Raw genomic sequence first — 17,539 nt, 5'->3', positions numbered from 1 at the left:
TAACGTAACCTCCGGGTTGTCGTAAGAGAGTATATAGCCTCAAGCTTATAAAAGACAATTATAGAATAATCACTGGCGTCCCGGATAGTAGCAATCTTATTTGGCGTGAGAAATGCGCAAGACTATTTATGAACAGATCACCTCTCAGATCAAAGCAATGATTATGAGCGGAAAGCTGCAGGAGGGAGACCCGATTCCTTCCATGCGCTCCTTGGCTAAATCGGTTCAGGTCAGTGTAATTACCGTACAAAAGGCGTATGAAGACCTCCACGGGAGGGATTTATCGAAACCACGGTAGGACGCGGAAGCTTCGTATCGGCAGCCAACAAGGATATATTTCAGGAGGAGCAGCTGAAGGCTATTGAAGAGCATTTAAGGAATGCAGCCGGATTAGTCTGACCGAGAGCAAAGATGAGCTGATCTACAGGTATGGTGTTGCCCGCTGCAACACGGAGCAGTTCAGGCGTATCGATAACGGTGACCGGATCGCCTGCCGGGTTAAGGGCTTACAAACCGATGTGCTTGTTGCTGATAAGCGGGAGTTTGAGCGGAAATACGCCGGCATTATTGTCGACCATGTATCGATTGATGAAATGCTGCTGCTGCTGGTAAAGGGGGAACGATAGAATGCGGGGACTGCTTCTCAATAATTATTATTCGCTGCAGGTGGATGAGGCTTCGAAATGGAGCAAGCTGGAGATCACTTTTCCGGTCCAAAGAAAAACGGTTATCCGCAGCAAATACCTCTCCTTCATAACGCTGATTGTAACGGGCGCTGTCTTCAGCGGAGTGACTACATTAATATCCTTTTTAAGAGATAATGCGGCCTTCCGGTCCCTGGACCTGTCACCTGGATATACCCTGGGCTTCTCGCTGTCCGTCTCGACCATTGCTATCGTCTATCCGGCGGTCCTGAAATTCGGCGTGGAGAAAAGCGAGATGATGATTTTTGTAGCGGCAGGCTCTTCTATTGTAATCCGGATTGTCGTGTGGGCGCTGCTGGGAATGTTCCGGGAGAATGTGAATTTTAACAGCAGTGAGGTCGGGATAGCTTCCCTTGCTGTTGCTGTAGTGATGTTTGCCGGTTCTTATCTGCTGTCGGTAAGGATTCACAAGAACAAGCAGTTTTAAGCTTAGAACGCACAGAATAATAGTGTGAAAGGGCTATAAGTGGCTATCCGCTACTCACTTTACCTCCCGCCGGGTGTAAAATAGACAGTTGCTCATTTGGAATAGGTGCTGTCTGGATTGGAATTGTTCAGCGGCTATGCTGAGTCTATGATAGAATCATCCCTTAGCGCTAAAGGAATTCATGCCATGTGAAGGAGAAAGTGAAATAGATCACAATTGAGTTCAGCATATAATTCATAAAGGTTTTGATGCTTTCGGTAGTCTGTTTATTCTTCGGTTTGACAACCGCCAGGGTACTAGTCACCGGATGGGTGAGCGGTACAATCCGCAGCTGCGGATAATCGAAATAGCGGGCGACCTGATTCATCAGCAGGGTTACACCAAGCTTCTCGGCTACTAGCTCCATAATCGTCTCAATCCGGCTGTTAGTGAACAATACATCAGGTGTGAAGCCGGCCTTTTCGCACTCCTCCATGCAGGTGGTGTAGATCCCGGACGTTGAGTTCAGAAAGATGAATTTCTGGGATTGGACCTGTGCCAGATCCACAGCCTTCAGCGGTGAGAGCGGATGATCCTCTGCAACCACAAGCACAAGGTAATCTTCAGCGAGAGGATAGACATCGGCAAGTCCTTCAGGCAGATAATTTGTGCGCATGAAGGCCACATCGACCTCGCCGTTGCGGAGCATCGATACTATGATATCATTTTCCTTCTCGGCCAGATCGAGCTTGATTTCCGGATACATCGCGGCAAAGCCGGCAATTTTGGAAGTCATCCCGTATTGGGACATAACCGGAATCGTGGCAATCGACAGATAGCCCTTCTCCAGCAGCTCATGCTTCTTCATATTGGATATCATCTCATTGTAATTTGCCAGCAGCTTGTTCGCGTACACGGCAAATTCCTCGCCGGCTGGAGTAAGGCTGATGGATCGTTTATTGCGGTTAAACAGTAGCGTGTTGAGTTCACTCTCCAGAGATTTGATCTGCTTGGACAGCGCGGACTGGGTGATGCACAACTCACCGGCTGCACTGGAGAAGCTCATATAGCTCTGAATGGTCAAAAAATACTGCAGCTGTACAATGTTCATCGCGGTCATCCTGTCTAAAGTTAGTAGAAGGTTACATTCATTTTAACAAATGATTACAGTGACAAATATCATTCGGGCACTACATATTTCTGCTTCACAAATACAGATATAACAAGGGGAAACGAATGCGGACTAACATCTCAACAAAACTATTGCCGGTTCTGCTTATGCTGGTGCTGGTCTTATCACTGGCAGGCTGCTCAGGAGAAGGCGCAAATACAAACACAGGTACAAATTCAGGTGCAAATATAAACACAAGCAGTAATGAAACAGCTGATAATACCGAGAAAATTACATTTAAATCCGGAACTTACACAGGCTCTGCCGACGGAAAAAATGGTACAGTCCAGGTAGAGGTGACGTTCTCCGAGCATAAGATCGAATCGGTCAAGGTCATCCATTTTAACGAAACTGAGGGTGTAAGTGATGCTTCTGTTGTGAAAATTCCCGAGGCTATCGTAGCGAACCAGTCTTTGAACATAGATGCAATCTCCGGGGCGACTGTTACCAGTGATGCTATACTCGCTGCAGTAAGTGACTGTGTAACACAAGCGGGTGCAGATCCGCTGGCTCTGAATCAAGAGGTGATGAAGAAAGTCTCGACAGAGGTTGAAGAGCTGACTGCGGATGTAGTTGTCATCGGCGGCGGCGCAGCCGGGATGTCGGCTTCACTGCGGGCAGATGAGCTGGGGCTGAAGACAATTCTGCTGGAGAAAATGACCTATATCGGCGGGGCGATCTCAATCAGCGGCGGCAACCAGGTGGTGGGATTGTCCAAGCTGCAGCAAGAAGCTGGGGTTACTGATGATAGTGCTGACAGCATCGTACAGGATTTCCAGGCTAACGGCGGCAATAAGAACGTTACAGAGCTCTTGAACCTGTTCGCTGAAAATGTAGGCCAGACTACAGATTGGCTGAATCAGTACGTCGGCATCCAGTATGACATGGCCGGCGGACTGCACAAATTAGCAGAGTACAGCCATAACCGTGAGCTGGCTTATGAAGCAGGAGGCCCGGGTTTTGCCAAGCAAGCCCGCCAGAAGGTGGAAGAATCCGGGGTGGACCTGCACCTGGAGACCAGGGCGGAGAAGCTGATTACAGATGATAAAGGTGCTGTTACAGGCGTTGTGGCGAAGGACAGCACAGGCAAAACATATAATATTACAGCCAAAGCTGTAATCATGGCAACCGGCGGCTACGGGAATAACAAGGAGCTGCTCTCTGCTGATTTGAAGGCCGCCCTGTATTACGGGCCAACCTCATCAACCGGGGACGGTATCGTGATGGCAACGGCAGAAGGCATCGATGCAGGCACCCGTCTGATGGAGTACGGGAAACGTTATCCGAATGGTGTTGAAGTGTCTGAAGGGATCGCCAAGTCTACGATTGTAGGCAACATCTCTGCATTCAAAAAAAGCGGGATTCTTATTAATACAGCCGGGAAGCGGGTGGTTAATGAGAAGTCAAGCAACCGCAGTATTCTGGAAGTTGAATTGGCCCAGCCGGAGCAAATGCTCTACCTGCTGATGGATCAGGCGACCTTTGATATTTTCCAGCCCGGAGTGAGTGAAGCGGGGATTTCCCAAGCGGATATTGACAGTTGGCTGAAGAATAACGGCTCGATAGCGCCGTATTTCTTCCATGCAGATACAGTGGAGGCGCTGGCTGCAGCAGCAGGTATGGATTCAGCCGCGCTCCAGGAGACGGTTAACCGTTACAACGGCTTCATCAAGGCAGGCAAGGATGCAGACTTCGGGCGTCCGGCGGAGTATCTGACCGAGCAAATCGGTACAGGGCCGTACTATCTGGTGGAGCAGAAGCCGCGCTTTGCGACAACCATGGGCGGACTGGTAGTCAACGCAGACTTTGAAGTGCTGAATACAAGTGATCAGGTCATCTCCGGATTGTATGCTGCCGGCGAGGTTGTCGGCGGGGTGATGGGTGACGATTCACCGTCCGGTGCGAATAATGCCTGGGCGCTGACCTCCGGCAAGCTGTCGGCAGAAGAGGTTGTCAGCAAGCTGAAATAAGTATGTAAAATACAGTCTGCAGTTTACAAGCCCGCGCTGAGCGCGGGCTTGTATTAGTAGTGCAGTTTGGTTCAATTTGTACCCGCTGCCGTATTCATTATTATGCCATCTGAGCCGGCCCAGGAAATCGTATAACCTAACGGAACCAGTTTTTTTAGCGGCACATACCAGGTGCTTCCAAGCTTGAGGGCGTCTTTGACTCCAATTGAGATCTGACTGTCTCCCTTGCTTAACTGTAACCCGGATGCTGTGATATTGACCGTTATTCCCTGCTGTTCTGCAAAATCAGCCAGAGGGATGTAGTAGGTCTCCTTGTCCATTAAGGGTCCGTTGCCGCTGTAGCGGATATACTGCTGATCCACCTGGAGCGGAATCGGCGCATTCAATGACAGTAATCCATCATAGGTGAAATTATGTATATATGAATTATACTCAATCAATTCTTCGTCCGGAATAGATGTCTGGGTGGGGACATGATAGTAAACCGGCTTATACGTATTGGGTCTGGAGGTATCATAAGTAATTAGAAATAACTCATCAGTGAACCATTCTATTCCAATTTCATACAATTTATAATGCGGTTTAAGCTTATGGATAACAGTCATAGTTTTGAGATCAAAGATATAATAAGTTGCATCTGCAAATGCCAGATGTGCACCTCTGATCTGACTGGTAATAATCATATAGCGGTTGCTGGGTGAGAAGGATGGCATACTGCTCTCATTAATATATCCCGGCACATCGAGCAATACCTTTGTGGTATTCCCTTTGATTAAGGTGAGCTTGGAATATTCCTGCCCTGACTTCAAACTCCGCTTTAATTGAAGCTGTCCGTTTCCGTTAGCCAGCACCAGATTGGAGATATCTTTATTCTGGTCGTAAGTAAACTTATTGTATATCGCCGGAACTTGGGTAAGCTTCCCGCCGTATGCGAGCAGATAAATTTTAATGGCCCCTTTACCGGTTAGAGCCTGTTCACGAAGCACATAATCTGTGGTTTCTAATGATTTTGCACCGGCATTTTTTTGAAGAGTCATCCTTTCGATAAGTCCATACTTCCCTTGCGGCAGAACAGGTTTGTTCGTCTGGAGAGAGTATAGCTGGTGCTTATCAATGCCGTTATAAGCAGTTGTCAGCTCATTATGTATGGTCTCATATACACCTAAAGAACCGTATACCTGAACCCTGAATTTATTGCTGATGTCGGTGATTTTCTTAAGCTGTTTGGAGCCGAGATCAAATTCATAGATTGTGGAGCCGAGATAATTGCTACTCTCCCACGCTTCTACAGCGATATAGCTTTTGGGCCCGGCAGGCGTTAGGTATGAAATTGCTCTCATTTCCGTTTCGCTTAACTTATATTTTGATTTCAATGCAGGATCATCATAATCATAGAAGTTCATTATAACCTCTCCGGTATCAAAACTGGTCTGCTTCACAGCAACATTGATATGGAAATTATTATCCGGGTACGATAAGGTAAACTTAACTTCAGTACGCACCCGTTCCAGGGCAGGAAACAATTTTACTACCGGTGTTATCTCACCAGTCTGCGCCGCATGGGCTGCTGAATCCGGGGAAAGTCCTGCACAACCTGCTGCTATGAAAAGGAAAAGCAGTATCCTGTACAGCTGGTTGGTCAAACGTGAGCGATCAGGTTTCTTCAAAATATTTCCTCCTTGTAATGAGAGCTATGTACAATTTATTTTATCGGCATAATCTGGAAGAAACTGAGCGGCCGGGGAAAAGTTGCAGCGGCGCCTGAACGTATGTAGACTGGATAACATTACATACGATAAGGTGGTTGCAATGTACATCATTCTTGGTTTGCTTTTTATAATGGTATACGGCCTGATTATCTTCTACATCGGCTGGAGCGGCTGGAGCTGGATTAAGCCTGTAGTATCGGGCAGGTTCCGCTTGCTCTATATTGTTGTACTCATCTTTCTGGCCAGCTCGCTTATTCTCTCCCGGCTTGTCGCCGGATCAGCAGTATTGAGCGTGATTGGCAGCTACTGGCTGGCCTTGTTCAGCCTGCTGATCATGCTGCTGCCGCTGGTGCATCTCATGGTCTGGTTGACGAAGCTGAGCCGGCTGCCGCGCCATACCGTGCAGAAGTGGTCTGGAATCATCACTTTAGCAGTGCTGGCTGTTCTGCTTGGGCTGGGGAGCTTCAATGCTTACAGTCCGGTCACGCGTTCGTATTCGCTGGAGATCGGCAAGGCCGGCCCGGAGAATGGTGAGCTGCACATTGTAATGGCGTCGGACATGCATTTCGGCTATTTATCCGGGAAGAAGCATGCGGAGCGGATGGTCAAGGAGATCAATGCGCTGAAGCCGGATATCGTGCTGCTGCCCGGTGATGTGGTGGATGATGATATTGTGCCTTATCAGGACAAGGGGATCGGGAAGATATTAGCGGAGCTGAAGGCCCCCATGGGTGTCTACGCATCCTTGGGCAATCATGACCGGTTCAAGGGCGGGACAGAGGAGATCATCACACTTTTGGAGGAAAGCGGCATTCAGGTTCTATATGATGAAGTACTGGAAATTGGAGACTGGCTGACACTGATCGGACGGAAGGATTACAGTGACAAAGAACGGGCGCCGCTGGCGGAGCTGACTGCAGGCCTGGACCGCACGAAGCCGGTGGTGATGCTGGAGCATCAGCCGGTTGAACTGGATACCGCACAGGAGCAGGGGATTGATCTGATGTTGTCCGGCCACACGCATTACGGTCAGATCGCACCGGCTAATCTTATTACGTCCAGGCTGTTCGAGAATGACTGGGGTTATCTGCAAAAAGGGCAGCTGCATTCTATTGTATCCTCCGGTTACGGCTTCTGGGGGCCGCCAATCCGGATCGGGTCGCGTTCTGAGATTGTCTCGGTTCATGTGCAGTTTTCTGATGCGGAAAGCTGACTTAAGGCGTGTACGGAAGTATTTAGTATGTGTATTGCTTGTCCGTAAACTTTACAAACAGCACCTTAATAGATATAATTTTAATATAACATTTAAGGGTTTAGAACAATCGAAAGGGGCCTAACGCCAGTAGGCTCCTTTTGTATTTCTTGCCCGTGTTAACAGGAGGGTGAAGGTCATTCACAAGGAAAAGATTATGGTATGTGTTCATTATGGTCCGCACGGGGAGCGCTTAATCCGCCGTGGTGTCCAGCTGTCTGAACTGATTGGGGCACCGCTGTATGTGCTCAATGTGGATAGCTCGGATACGGATGAATACAATCAGAGCAAAGAGATGTTTATGGCTGTCTGGAAGCGTCTGGCCGAGGAGGCCGGGGCGGAGTTCATGGTCCGCAAACGCCGGGGCCGGAAGACAACGGATGTTATCGTTGAAGCTGCAGAAGAGAAGGAGGTCACGCAGATTATTATCGGGCAGTCGGCCCAGACGCTCTGGCAGGAGCTGACCAAGCGCAACTTCGTAAATGAGCTTATCAGCAAGATGAAGATGATGGATCTTCATGTGGTAGCCGTTCAGCGGATGCGCGCCGGTCTTGAGGAAACACATGAGGAAGGCGTAATCTCCTACCTGGTCAAGACGGATGGGGCCTATCAGCTCAGCGATGAGCCGGAAGGGACAGACTTCATCAAAGGGAAATTTTTTCACGAATTGCACACGGAATTTGAGAATGGCTTGTTCAGAATTGAGCAAGATGGTAAAGCGAGATATTTGCATATCTGCGAGGGTACATTAACCGACCCATTGTAACGGCCGTTTGCTTCCAGCTGTAAGTACCAGTGTTCACAACTTAAAAATGTAGAGTGGAAAAGGAGGCTTGCCTTTGCTGCATATAACCGTACTTGTTCCGTTTCTGCTGGCCTTGATGATAGCGCTTCTACGCGGGAGGATGGCCAGGCTTCATAGAGGATGGTTTGTACTAGCCGGACCGCTGGCGTTGTTCATTTATTTCTTGACCCGGATTCCGGTCATCAAGGGAGGGGATTCCGGGTATGAGACTGTATCATGGATTCCGTCCCTTGGCATTGATCTGGTGTTCCATCTCGATGGATTAAGTTTGCTGTTCGCACTGCTAATTACGGGCATGGGGACACTTGTCATCTTCTATTCCATTTATTATCTGGATAAACGCAAAGAAGAGCTGACCCCGTTCTATGTCTATCTCCAAATCTTTATGGGTGCGATGCTTGGTGTAGTCATGTCTGACAATCTCATGGTCTTGTACGGCTTCTGGGAGCTCACCAGTGTATCCTCCTTCCTTCTGATCGCTTATTGGCACCGCAGACAGAAGTCACGCTACGGTGCGCAGAAGTCCATGCTGATTACCGTCTTCGGCGGGCTGGCGATGTTCGCAGGCTTCCTGATGCTGTATGTCATGACCGGTACCTTCAGTATCCGCGAGATCTGGAGCCAGGTCGGTGATATCAGCGGACAGACGCTATTCGTACCGGCGATGCTTCTGATTCTGCTGGGGGCCTTTACCAAGTCAGCCCAGTTTCCGTTTCATATCTGGCTGCCGGATGCGATGGAAGCACCGACTCCGGTCAGTGCATACCTGCATTCGGCAACAATGGTCAAAGCGGGCCTCTATCTGGTCGCACGTTTCAGCCCGGTATTTGCGGGGCAACATGAGTGGTTTTGGATTGTGTCGGGTGTCGGCCTGATCACCTTGATCTATGGATCGATCCAGGCGATGAAGCAGACGGACCTGAAGGCTCTGTTAGCCTATTCTACAATCAGTCAGCTTGGACTGATTATGGGACTGCTTGGTATGGGATCGGCAGCTTCGTTCTACACAGGCGAAGAAGCTGTATTCTTTACCGCCGCAACTACAGCAGCACTTTTTCATCTGATTAATCATGCCGTATTCAAAGGCTCGCTGTTTATGGTGGTCGGGATTGTCGACCATGAGACGAATACGCGCGATCTCCGCAAGCTGGGAGGACTGGTGTCACTGATGCCGGTAACCTTCTCCATTGCGCTGATTGGCAGCTTCTCGATGGCGGGGCTGCCGCCGTTTGCCGGCTTCCTGAGCAAGGAGATGTTCTTCACAGCCGTGCTGAATATCAGGGAGCTGGATATTCTCAGCCGGGAGTCATTCTTCACCCTATTCCCGGTCCTGGCCTGGCTGGCGAGCATCTTTACCTTTGCCTACAGCATGATTATGGTATTCCATACCTTCTTCGGCAAATATCAGCCGGAGAAGCTGGATAAGAAGCCGCATGAGGCACCTTTTGGCCTCCTGCTTCCTCCAATGCTGCTGGCAGCGCTGGCCGTGGTGACCGGATTGTTCCCGAATATCCTGTCTAAGACTTTGATTGTACCCGGGATGAATGCCATTCATCCGCAGCTTGCTGCCAGTCATCCCTTTTATGTGAACATTTATTTCTGGCACGGCTTCACTGCCGAGATCTGGATGACGCTGGGCGTTATCGTGCTGGGAATTATCGTGTACCGTCTTTATGGCCGGCTCAGCCTCGTTGACAGAGAGTGGGGAAGAGGGCGGGGAATCACCCTGAATCAGGTGTATGACGGCAGCCTGCGGTTTGTAGAACGGGCATCCCGTTCATTGACCGGACTCTATATGACCGGCTCGATGCGTCATTATCTGATGTATATCTTCACTCTGCTTATCGTTATAGTGGGCGGTACGCTGCTCTATACAGACGGCATTACGTTTGGCCAGGGGGCATATGCCCCGGTCTCCTTCTTTGAAGCAGCAGCTGTGCTGGTCATGCTGACCGGTGCGCTCGCCATTCCGTTCGCGAAGTCGAGAATCTCGGCAATTCTGCTCACAGGGATGGTTGGCTATATGGTCACCTTGCTGTTTGTACTTTTCCGGGCTCCTGATCTCGCACTTACCCAGATGATTGTCGAAGTGGTGTCAGTCACGCTGTTCCTGCTCTGCTTCCGGCATTTACCCCGGCTTACTCGCGAGAAGGCCAAATTCCGGGTGAAGGTACCTAGGCTGATCATATCTGTCGCCTTCGGCGCGACCATGACGCTCGTTGCCCTGGCGGCGCTCGGCAGCAGCCCGTTTGAGTCCATCTCCAGCTTCTATGTGGAGAACAGCTACAAGCTGGGCGGCGGCAAAAATATCGTGAATGTGCTCCTGGTCGATTTCCGCGGCTTCGATACGATGTTCGAAATCACAGTGCTAGGGCTGGCCTCGCTGGCGATCTATTCAATGATCAAGCTGACGCTTGAGCCGGACAATAAGCCTGCAATGGTCAAAATAATGCCCGGCGACGAGAAGCCGCGCTATTCCCGCAGCAATGATGTCCTGCTGCAGTCTGTAGCTAAAGTGGCCTTCGTGATTATTATTACATTCTCCCTGTACCTTTTCTTTGCCGGCCATAACAATCCGGGCGGCGGCTTCATCGGGGCACTGATGGCTGCGGCGGCACTGGTGCTGCTGGCGATTGCTTTCGGGATGGAGTTTGTAGAGAAGGTGCTGCCGGTCGATTACCGCAAACTGATTGCGGTCGGCATATTATTAGCTTTCCTTACCGGGATAGGCTCCTTCTTCTTCGGTGTTCCTTTCCTGACCCAGGCGTTCGGTTACTTCGAGCTGCCGGTCATGGGCAAGACGGAGCTGACTACAGCTATGCTGTTTGATCTGGGAGTCTATCTGGCGGTAATCGGAGTCACGATGAATATTATCTTTACGATCGGGAGGGATAACTGATGGAGCTCCTTATTGCCCTGGCGATCGGTGTCTTGTTTACAGTAGGCGTATATCTGGTCCTGTCCAAAAGCCTGCTCCGCATTCTGCTGGGAACGACGCTCTTAACCCACGGGGTGCATCTGCTGCTGCTGACGATGGCAGGCCTGAAGACAGGGGCTTCGCCGCTGCTCGGAGAGAAGGCGGAAGCGTATGTCGATCCGCTGCCGCAGGCGCTAATCCTTACTTCCATCGTGATCAGCTTCGGGGTGTCAGCCTTCTTCATCGTGCTGGCTTACCGGGCATACCGCTCAGCGGGGATGGATGATGTCGAAGGCCGCAGGGGGGAGAAGGAATGAACAACCTCCTGGTTATGCCTTTGCTGATACCGGCCTTTACGGCCGTAATCCTAATTTTTCTGAAAGACAGAATCGGCCTGCAGCGTATCCTCAGCGCAGTCAGCGCGTTTTTGAATATTGCCGTTGCTGCAGCAATAGTCTATCAGGTAAGCACGGATGGAATTCAAACGCTGTATATGGGCGGCTGGCTGCCTCCGTACGGTATCGTATTTGTAGCAGATATGTTTGCGGCGCTGCTTGTCCTGACAGCTGCAGTTGTAGGAGCGGCTTGCCTGTTCTTCTCCTTCGCAAGTATCGGGGAGCAGCGGGAGCGGTTCTACTACTATACATTCTTCCATTTCCTGCTGACCGGGGTGTTCGGATCTTTCCTTACGGGGGACCTGTTCAACCTGTTCGTCTGCTTCGAGGTGCTTCTGGTAGCCTCCTATGCGATGATTGTGCTCGGCGGAACGAAGGTGCAGCTGCGGGAGACGTTAAAATATATCCTGGTCAATGTAGTCTCCTCCAGCTTGTTCGTAGCAGCTATCGCTTATCTGTACGCAGCAACCGGTACGCTGAATATGGCGCATCTGGCGGTTCGTGTGGCGGAAGCCGGACAGGGCGGAGTCATGAATGTGATTGCCGTACTGCTGCTGCTGGTATTCTCGCTCAAAGCGGGTCTGCTGCTGTTCTTCTGGCTCCCGGATTCCTACAGTGCTCCTCCAATAGCGGTAAGAGCGTTGTTCGGGGCACTGCTGACCAAAGTCGGACTGTACGCCATCACGCGGACATTCACGCTTATCTTTGTTCACGACCTGGGCCTGACGCATTCGCTGATGGGCTGGATGGCCGGGGCCACCATGATTCTGGGGGCGATAGGGGCCTTGGCGTACAATGATTTAAGCCGGATTTTCAACTATAATATTGTCATCAGTGTCGGCTTCATTGCCTTTGGCATATCGGTCTTAACCCAGGATTCCTTAAGCGGTGTCGTGTTCTATCTGATGCATGACATGATTGCCAAGGCGCTGCTGTTCTTCCTCGGCGGAATGATTGTAGCAGCTTCGGGCACGGAGCAGCTGAAGCAGATGGGCGGCTTGATCCGGCGTTATCCGTGGACCGGCTGGATGTTCTTTATTCTGGCGCTTGCACTGGTAGGTGTACCGCCGCTTAGCGGGTTCGCCGGCAAAGTAATGATGATCCGCAGCGGCTTCGGCGGCGGGCATACGGCGCTTGCCCTGATTGCCCTGGCATCAAGCTTCGTTGTGCTGTACTCGCTGATTAAGGTGTTCCAGGAAGTGTTCTGGGGCGGTGAGCGGAGCGAAGAGGAGATTCAACCGCTGCGTTATAAAGCCATGATGGCACCGGCGGCTGTGCTGTTTGTCCTCATCATCCTGCTGGGTATTGGTGCTGAGACAGTGAACGGGTTGGTTCTTCAGGCGGGTACGGTTCTGGCGGATCCGGCAGAATACATTAACGCTGTCATGAAGGAGTGATACAGATGGCCTTTCAAATATTATTGAATTTCATGATAGCATTCCTGTGGATGTTCCTGAATAATGACTGGGCGGCCTCCGGCTTCATTGTCGGGTATGTTCTCGGCATTGCCGTTCTGTTCGGCCTGCGCCGCTTCTTCGACGGGCGTCTGTACCTGGGCAGGGGGTGGGCTGTGATCAAGCTGGCCATGCTGCTCTTGCGGGAGCTGGTCGTATCCAGCTATGTCGTGGTGAAGGCGGTGCTCCGCCCGAAGCTCGACATCCGTCCGGCAATTCTTATGTATCACACGGAGCTGGAGGCGGACTGGGAGGTAGCCGTACTGATCACGCTGCTCTGTCTGACTCCGGGCTCGGTGGTGCTTGAGGTATCCCGGGATAACCGCACTTTATATATCCATGCAATGGATATCAAGGATGCCGAGCAGTTCCGGGATAATATCCGCAACACGTTCGAACGTGCGATTCTGGAGGTGTCCCGTTCATGATTAACTTTATACTTATGCTGTCGTTGTCCATTATGGTCATCTCCATCGCCATCTGTGCCTGGAGGCTGGTCAAGGGACCGTCACTGCCTGACCGGGTCGCTGCGCTGGACACGATCGGCATTAACCTGCTGGCGATGGTAGCGGTCCTCTCAGTTCTGTATAAGACCCAGTCCTTTATCGAATATATTCTGCTGATCGGAATTCTCTCGTTCATCGGGACGATGGCCTTTGCCAGATATATCGAAAGGAGAGTGGTGTTTGAACATGGAAGTGATCAAGACCGGAGCTGAATTGCTGTTTGCCCTTCTGATTCTTACAGGTGCGCTGCTGAGTGCCGTCAGCTCATTCGGGCTGATCCGTCTGCCTGATGTGTATCTGCGGTCACATGCCGCGGCCAAAAGCGCCACCCTTGGCGTCCTCTGCGTGCTTAGCGGCGCATTTCTCTACTTTGCCTTCTTTCTTGATTACATCAGTGCAAAGCTGCTGCTTGGAATTGTCTTCGTCTTCATGACTTCACCGCTGTCGGCCCATCTGACCGGCCGGGCGGCTTACCGCACCGGGGTTCCGCTGTGGAACCGGCGGATTCAGGATGATTTGAAGCCGGTGCTGGAGAAGGAGCGGCTGACACCGGACACTTCCTCCTCTGCTGAGACAGGAGTATCGGATAAATGACATAAGATAATAGCACCGGAATTCAGGCTGAGCAGCCAGGTTCCGGTGCTTTTTTGTCAGGTTCAGCCCCAAGGCATCGACTCCTGAGGTGCCAATCCCTTGCTCCGCAATATATCCTTGTATAGTTCTAGCGCCAGCGCCCGTGACCGCTTCAGGTCGACAATGGCGTCAGCGCGGGGCAGATGAATGGCTTTGTCAGACTTCTCTGCCAGTTCGGGTATCCAGGTACGGATATAGCTGCCGCTTGGATTGTGGGTCTGAGACTGCGTGACCGGATTCATCACCCTGAAGTAAGGGGAGGCGTCGAATCCAAGCGAAGAGCTCCACAGCCAGCCGCCGCGGTTCAGAATATTATCGTAATCACTAAGCTTCAGCCGGAAGTAACGCTCACCGTAAATAAACGGACAGCCCAGATTCTTGGTCAGGAACATCGCAGTAATCATCCGCAGCCGGTTTGGCATCCACCCGGTCTCATTCAGCTGGCGCATGGCAGCATCGATTACCGGAATTCCGGTTGTGCCGCTGGACCATGCCCCGAAATTATGCGTCCCCAGAGCAGACAGATCAAATATATTCTCATAATTGAAAAAATCCGGATCCAGCCGCGCCTGATATTGATAGAAATCCCTCCAGGCCAGCTGCCTCACCCACTCTTCTCCCATATTCTTATGATCGGTAAGCCGGCTATAAACTGTTCTTACAGAAATCGCTCCCGTATTGAGATGCCTGCTGATCCGGCTTGTCCCGTCCAGCGCATACTGATCTCGGTTAACCGGATACTGCTGCAGGGCGCTTTGCAAGAAATCCTCAAGTGCCTGCCTTGGACTCATAGCCCGCGCAGGCTGGGCCAGTAACGTGAGCTGCCGGGCAATGGCATCGGGCACCGGGAAACTGGCTGTAATTTGCGGATGAAGATCCGCGGTTTGCAGCTCCTGGATACCGGTGGAGTAGGGCGGCCGGAAACGTTCAGCGAGGAAGCTCCGCCAGCGGCGGTAAAAGGGGGTGAAGACTTTATAGGGCTCTTTCCGCCCGGACCATTCCATGAAGTCGTCCATGTCACAGAGCATGCTGTCATGATGTGCATGAAACCGGATGTTCAGCGCGCTGGCTGTATCACGCAGCAGCCGGTCTCTTTTCAGGGCATATGGGGTATAGTCGGCATGGATTCTAACCTCATGGATCGGATGAAGTCCGGCCAGCGCCATCAGGATCTGATCTGCCTCCCCGTATAGAATATGGAGAAGCTTACCCTGGCGCTTGTATTCCTGCTGCAGGCTGGATAGATGGATAAGGAAATTCTGGCCGCTATGTTCAAGATAACGCTCATTCCGCAGCAGAAAGGGCTCCAGAATCAGTACATGCAGGGAGCTATCCCGGCTGGAGCAAATGGCGTCAAAGGCCGGGAGATCGGTTGTCCGCAAATCTTTGCGGTGAATGAACAAAATCATAGTTTAGTTCCTTTCGGATGTAAGTGTCATAGATGATATTAGCTTGTTTCGGACCAAAAGGCTATTCAGCTACAACTAACCGGCTCCGTATCCGGTATATAGAGTTTTAGCAGAAAAGTATCTTTTCAGAGTATAAAGAAAATTTTCATGAATGTTTCTGTAACATTATTGTCGAAATTGACGATATATTAAGTGCGGTATATCACTTAGAAAAGAGGCAGTCATGTGAATCTTAAAGTCAAAGTAATTATTCTAGTAGCAGCAATTTGTATTTTACTCGCAGGACCGCTTAGCTATTTCTCATTGTATGTGATTCATAATCAATCGATTGACGCAATCAATGAACAGCTTGAAAGCACGGTGCAGCAAGCGGTCGCGGAAGTAGACGGATGGGCCCAGATAAAGGCAAAGGTGATTGAAACTCTAGGCACGGTTATCGAGAGCACTGTACCGCTAAAACAGATTGGAATGGAGCATCTGCAGGCGTTTCAGCTGCCGGAGAATAAACAGGACATCGCAACGATCTATTTTGGCCTGGAGGATGGTACATATTTGGACGGCGCAGGTTTTATCCCGGATGCTTCATTTGATGCGCGCGAACGTCCCTGGTATCTGGCGATCAAGGAGGCGGACAAGCTATACTTCAGCGATGCATACATAACGAAGGCAGGCGTGCAGTCTATATACATCGGGGTCCCGCTGCATGATCAGAACGGGGGATTTCAGGGAGCCATATCAGAGAATATCTCACTGGACTCGATTAAGCAGCGGATTAGTTCCATAGAGACAGCTGACGGCTTTACCTTCCTGGTGGACCGTAAGGGAGTAGTTCTGTCTCATCCGGATCAGGAGCTGCTGAATAAGCCGCTGGCGGAACAAGCGGATTATGCTGATCTGATGGTACAGCTGCTGGGACAGCCTTCGGGGCATGCAGAGTATACATACAATAATGATGATCAATTGCTGTATTTTGAACAAATACCGGGTACCGGCTGGGTCATTGCAACCTCTGTGTCCCAAAAAGCGGCGTTTGCCGGACTTGCATCGACCCAGAAGCTGTTTGTTACTTTCATTGTGCTATTTACCCTGGCGCTGGCAGTAGGGGCGTATCTGTTTGCCCTGAAGGCGCTAAAGCCTTTGTTAAGTATGAGGCAAAGTGCAGAGAAGCTCGCAGCCGGTGATCTGACAGTTCATGTACAGGTGAAAGGCAAAGATGAGATCGCCCGGCTCGGCGATTCATTCAATGCGATGGCAGGTTCGCTGCGTAAGCTGATTACCGGCGTGAATCAATCAGCAGAGGTTGTGCAAGGAGCCTCTAAGATTATGTACCGGGATGCGCTGGGCAGCAATGAGATTGCGGGACAAATCTCGGCGGTAATCGACGATATTGCAAAAGGTGCATCGGAGCAGGCTGAGTCTATCCAGGCGGGAGCGGAAATGGTTGCCGGAATCAATGAGGTAATTGATCAAATTACGGATATAGCCAGGAATACATCGGCCAATATTATGGATGCCAATCAGGCTATGTCGAGCGGTATAGGGGCAGTCAGCCGCCAGGGCGAGCTGGCACAGGCCGGACAGCAGAATGCGGACCGGGTCGAAGCGGCTAATCAGCTGCTGCTAGATAAGATTAACGAGATTTCACAGATTACCGGAAGCATTCAGTCCATTGCCTCCCAGACCAATCTGCTTGCACTGAATGCTTCTATTGAGGCAGCACGTGCCGGGGAGAATGGCCGGGGCTTCGCCGTAGTTGCAGGTGAAGTCCGTAAGCTGGCGGAGCAGTCCTCGCATTCTGTGACAGGAATTGACCAGCTTCTGAAGGAACTGCATGAGGCAGGGCAGCAAAGCGCCGCTGAACTGGAGCAGCTTCAAATGAACAGTACGGCACAACAAAGCTCGATGGAAGAGACCTCGGGGGCATTTAACCGGATCCGCCAATCCGTTGATGATATTATTGCCAAGATCGAATATGTAACTAATGGCATGACGGAGATAAAAGCAGGTTCGGTCCAGGTGTCTGATGTCATTACCGGACTTGCGGCGGTTGCTGAGCAAAGCGCTGCATCCACGGAAGAAGCCGCCTCTTCTACGATGGAGCAGTCTGCAACCATCGGCGGTATATCTGATGCTGCCAAGCAGCTTGCCGAGAGCGCAGCACAACTGCTGCAGGAAATAAACATGTTCAAAACACAAGCTTAAGTCCCA

Annotated in this window: 14 protein-coding genes and 1 pseudogene; 12 read left to right on the top strand and 3 right to left on the bottom strand. The window is 50.9% G+C overall.

Annotated features, from left to right (window positions below):
- Nucleotides 1-112 precede the first annotated feature (112 nt).
- Nucleotides 113-393, top strand: a pseudogene (locus LOS79_RS10040) (GntR family transcriptional regulator); the annotation flags it as partial.
- 234 nt (nucleotides 394-627) lie between these two features.
- Entirely contained in the window at nucleotides 628-1,131 is a 504-nt protein-coding gene (locus LOS79_RS10035; protein WP_315418891.1) for an ABC-2 transporter permease, read from the top strand.
- A 169-nt stretch (nucleotides 1,132-1,300) separates the two neighbouring features.
- Here LOS79_RS10035 and LOS79_RS10030 read toward each other — a convergent pair whose 3' ends face one another.
- Entirely contained in the window at nucleotides 1,301-2,221 is a 921-nt protein-coding gene (locus tag LOS79_RS10030; RefSeq protein WP_315418889.1) for a LysR family transcriptional regulator, read from the bottom strand.
- A 125-nt stretch (nucleotides 2,222-2,346) separates the two neighbouring features.
- Between LOS79_RS10030 and LOS79_RS10025 the strand changes: the two genes are divergently transcribed.
- Entirely contained in the window at nucleotides 2,347-4,251 is a 1,905-nt protein-coding gene (locus LOS79_RS10025; RefSeq protein WP_315418886.1) for an FAD-dependent oxidoreductase, read from the top strand.
- Between the two features lie 71 nt (nucleotides 4,252-4,322).
- Here LOS79_RS10025 and LOS79_RS10020 read toward each other — a convergent pair whose 3' ends face one another.
- Nucleotides 4,323-5,918 carry a hypothetical protein gene (locus LOS79_RS10020; RefSeq protein WP_315418884.1) on the bottom strand — a complete coding sequence of 532 codons (1,596 nt, stop codon included), beginning with the start codon at nucleotides 5,916-5,918 and terminating at the stop codon, nucleotides 4,323-4,325.
- Between the two features lie 142 nt (nucleotides 5,919-6,060).
- On the opposite strand from LOS79_RS10020, the gene LOS79_RS10015 reads away from it, so the two are divergent.
- From LOS79_RS10015 to mnhG, 8 genes are all read left to right on the top strand, one after another.
- Nucleotides 6,061-7,173: a metallophosphoesterase gene (locus tag LOS79_RS10015; RefSeq protein ID WP_315418882.1), complete on the top strand. Its 1,113-nt coding sequence runs from the start codon at nucleotides 6,061-6,063 to the stop codon at nucleotides 7,171-7,173.
- 169 nt (nucleotides 7,174-7,342) lie between these two features.
- Nucleotides 7,343-7,978, top strand: a complete 636-nt coding sequence (locus LOS79_RS10010; protein ID WP_315418879.1) for a universal stress protein — start codon at nucleotides 7,343-7,345, stop codon at nucleotides 7,976-7,978.
- A 67-nt stretch (nucleotides 7,979-8,045) separates the two neighbouring features.
- Nucleotides 8,046-10,916, top strand: a complete 2,871-nt coding sequence (locus LOS79_RS10005; protein ID WP_315418876.1) for a Na+/H+ antiporter subunit A — start codon at nucleotides 8,046-8,048, stop codon at nucleotides 10,914-10,916.
- Entirely contained in the window at nucleotides 10,916-11,251 is a 336-nt protein-coding gene (locus LOS79_RS10000) for a Na(+)/H(+) antiporter subunit C (RefSeq protein ID WP_315418873.1), read from the top strand. The genes LOS79_RS10005 and LOS79_RS10000 overlap by 1 nt, the downstream gene beginning before the upstream one ends.
- Entirely contained in the window at nucleotides 11,248-12,726 is a 1,479-nt protein-coding gene (locus LOS79_RS09995) for a Na+/H+ antiporter subunit D (RefSeq protein WP_315418871.1), read from the top strand. The genes LOS79_RS10000 and LOS79_RS09995 overlap by 4 nt, the downstream gene beginning before the upstream one ends.
- Before the next feature lie 5 nt (nucleotides 12,727-12,731).
- The gene (locus LOS79_RS09990; protein ID WP_315418867.1) at nucleotides 12,732-13,211 is read left to right on the top strand and encodes a Na+/H+ antiporter subunit E; all 480 of its coding nucleotides are present in this window, start codon (nucleotides 12,732-12,734) and stop codon (nucleotides 13,209-13,211) included.
- Complete coding sequence (locus LOS79_RS09985) at nucleotides 13,208-13,501, top strand: Na(+)/H(+) antiporter subunit F1 (protein WP_315418864.1); 294 nt, start codon at nucleotides 13,208-13,210, stop codon at nucleotides 13,499-13,501. Before LOS79_RS09990 ends, LOS79_RS09985 begins: the two co-directional genes overlap by 4 nt.
- Entirely contained in the window at nucleotides 13,476-13,883 is a 408-nt protein-coding gene (gene mnhG, locus LOS79_RS09980) for a monovalent cation/H(+) antiporter subunit G (RefSeq protein WP_315422123.1), read from the top strand. The genes LOS79_RS09985 and mnhG overlap by 26 nt, the downstream gene beginning before the upstream one ends.
- Before the next feature lie 62 nt (nucleotides 13,884-13,945).
- Here mnhG and LOS79_RS09975 read toward each other — a convergent pair whose 3' ends face one another.
- Entirely contained in the window at nucleotides 13,946-15,331 is a 1,386-nt protein-coding gene (locus tag LOS79_RS09975) for a cryptochrome/photolyase family protein (RefSeq protein ID WP_315418861.1), read from the bottom strand.
- 225 nt (nucleotides 15,332-15,556) lie between these two features.
- On the opposite strand from LOS79_RS09975, the gene LOS79_RS09970 reads away from it, so the two are divergent.
- On the top strand, nucleotides 15,557-17,533 hold the full coding sequence (locus LOS79_RS09970) for a methyl-accepting chemotaxis protein (RefSeq protein WP_315418856.1): 1,977 nt from the start codon (nucleotides 15,557-15,559) through the stop codon (nucleotides 17,531-17,533).
- The last annotated feature ends 6 nt before the right edge of the window (nucleotides 17,534-17,539 follow it).

Origin of the sequence: Paenibacillus sp. MMS20-IR301 (assembly GCF_032302195.1) — a bacterium.
Taxonomy (GTDB): Bacteria; Bacillota; Bacilli; order Paenibacillales; family Paenibacillaceae; genus Paenibacillus_AQ.
This window is presented reverse-complemented; position numbering and strand designations above follow the sequence as displayed.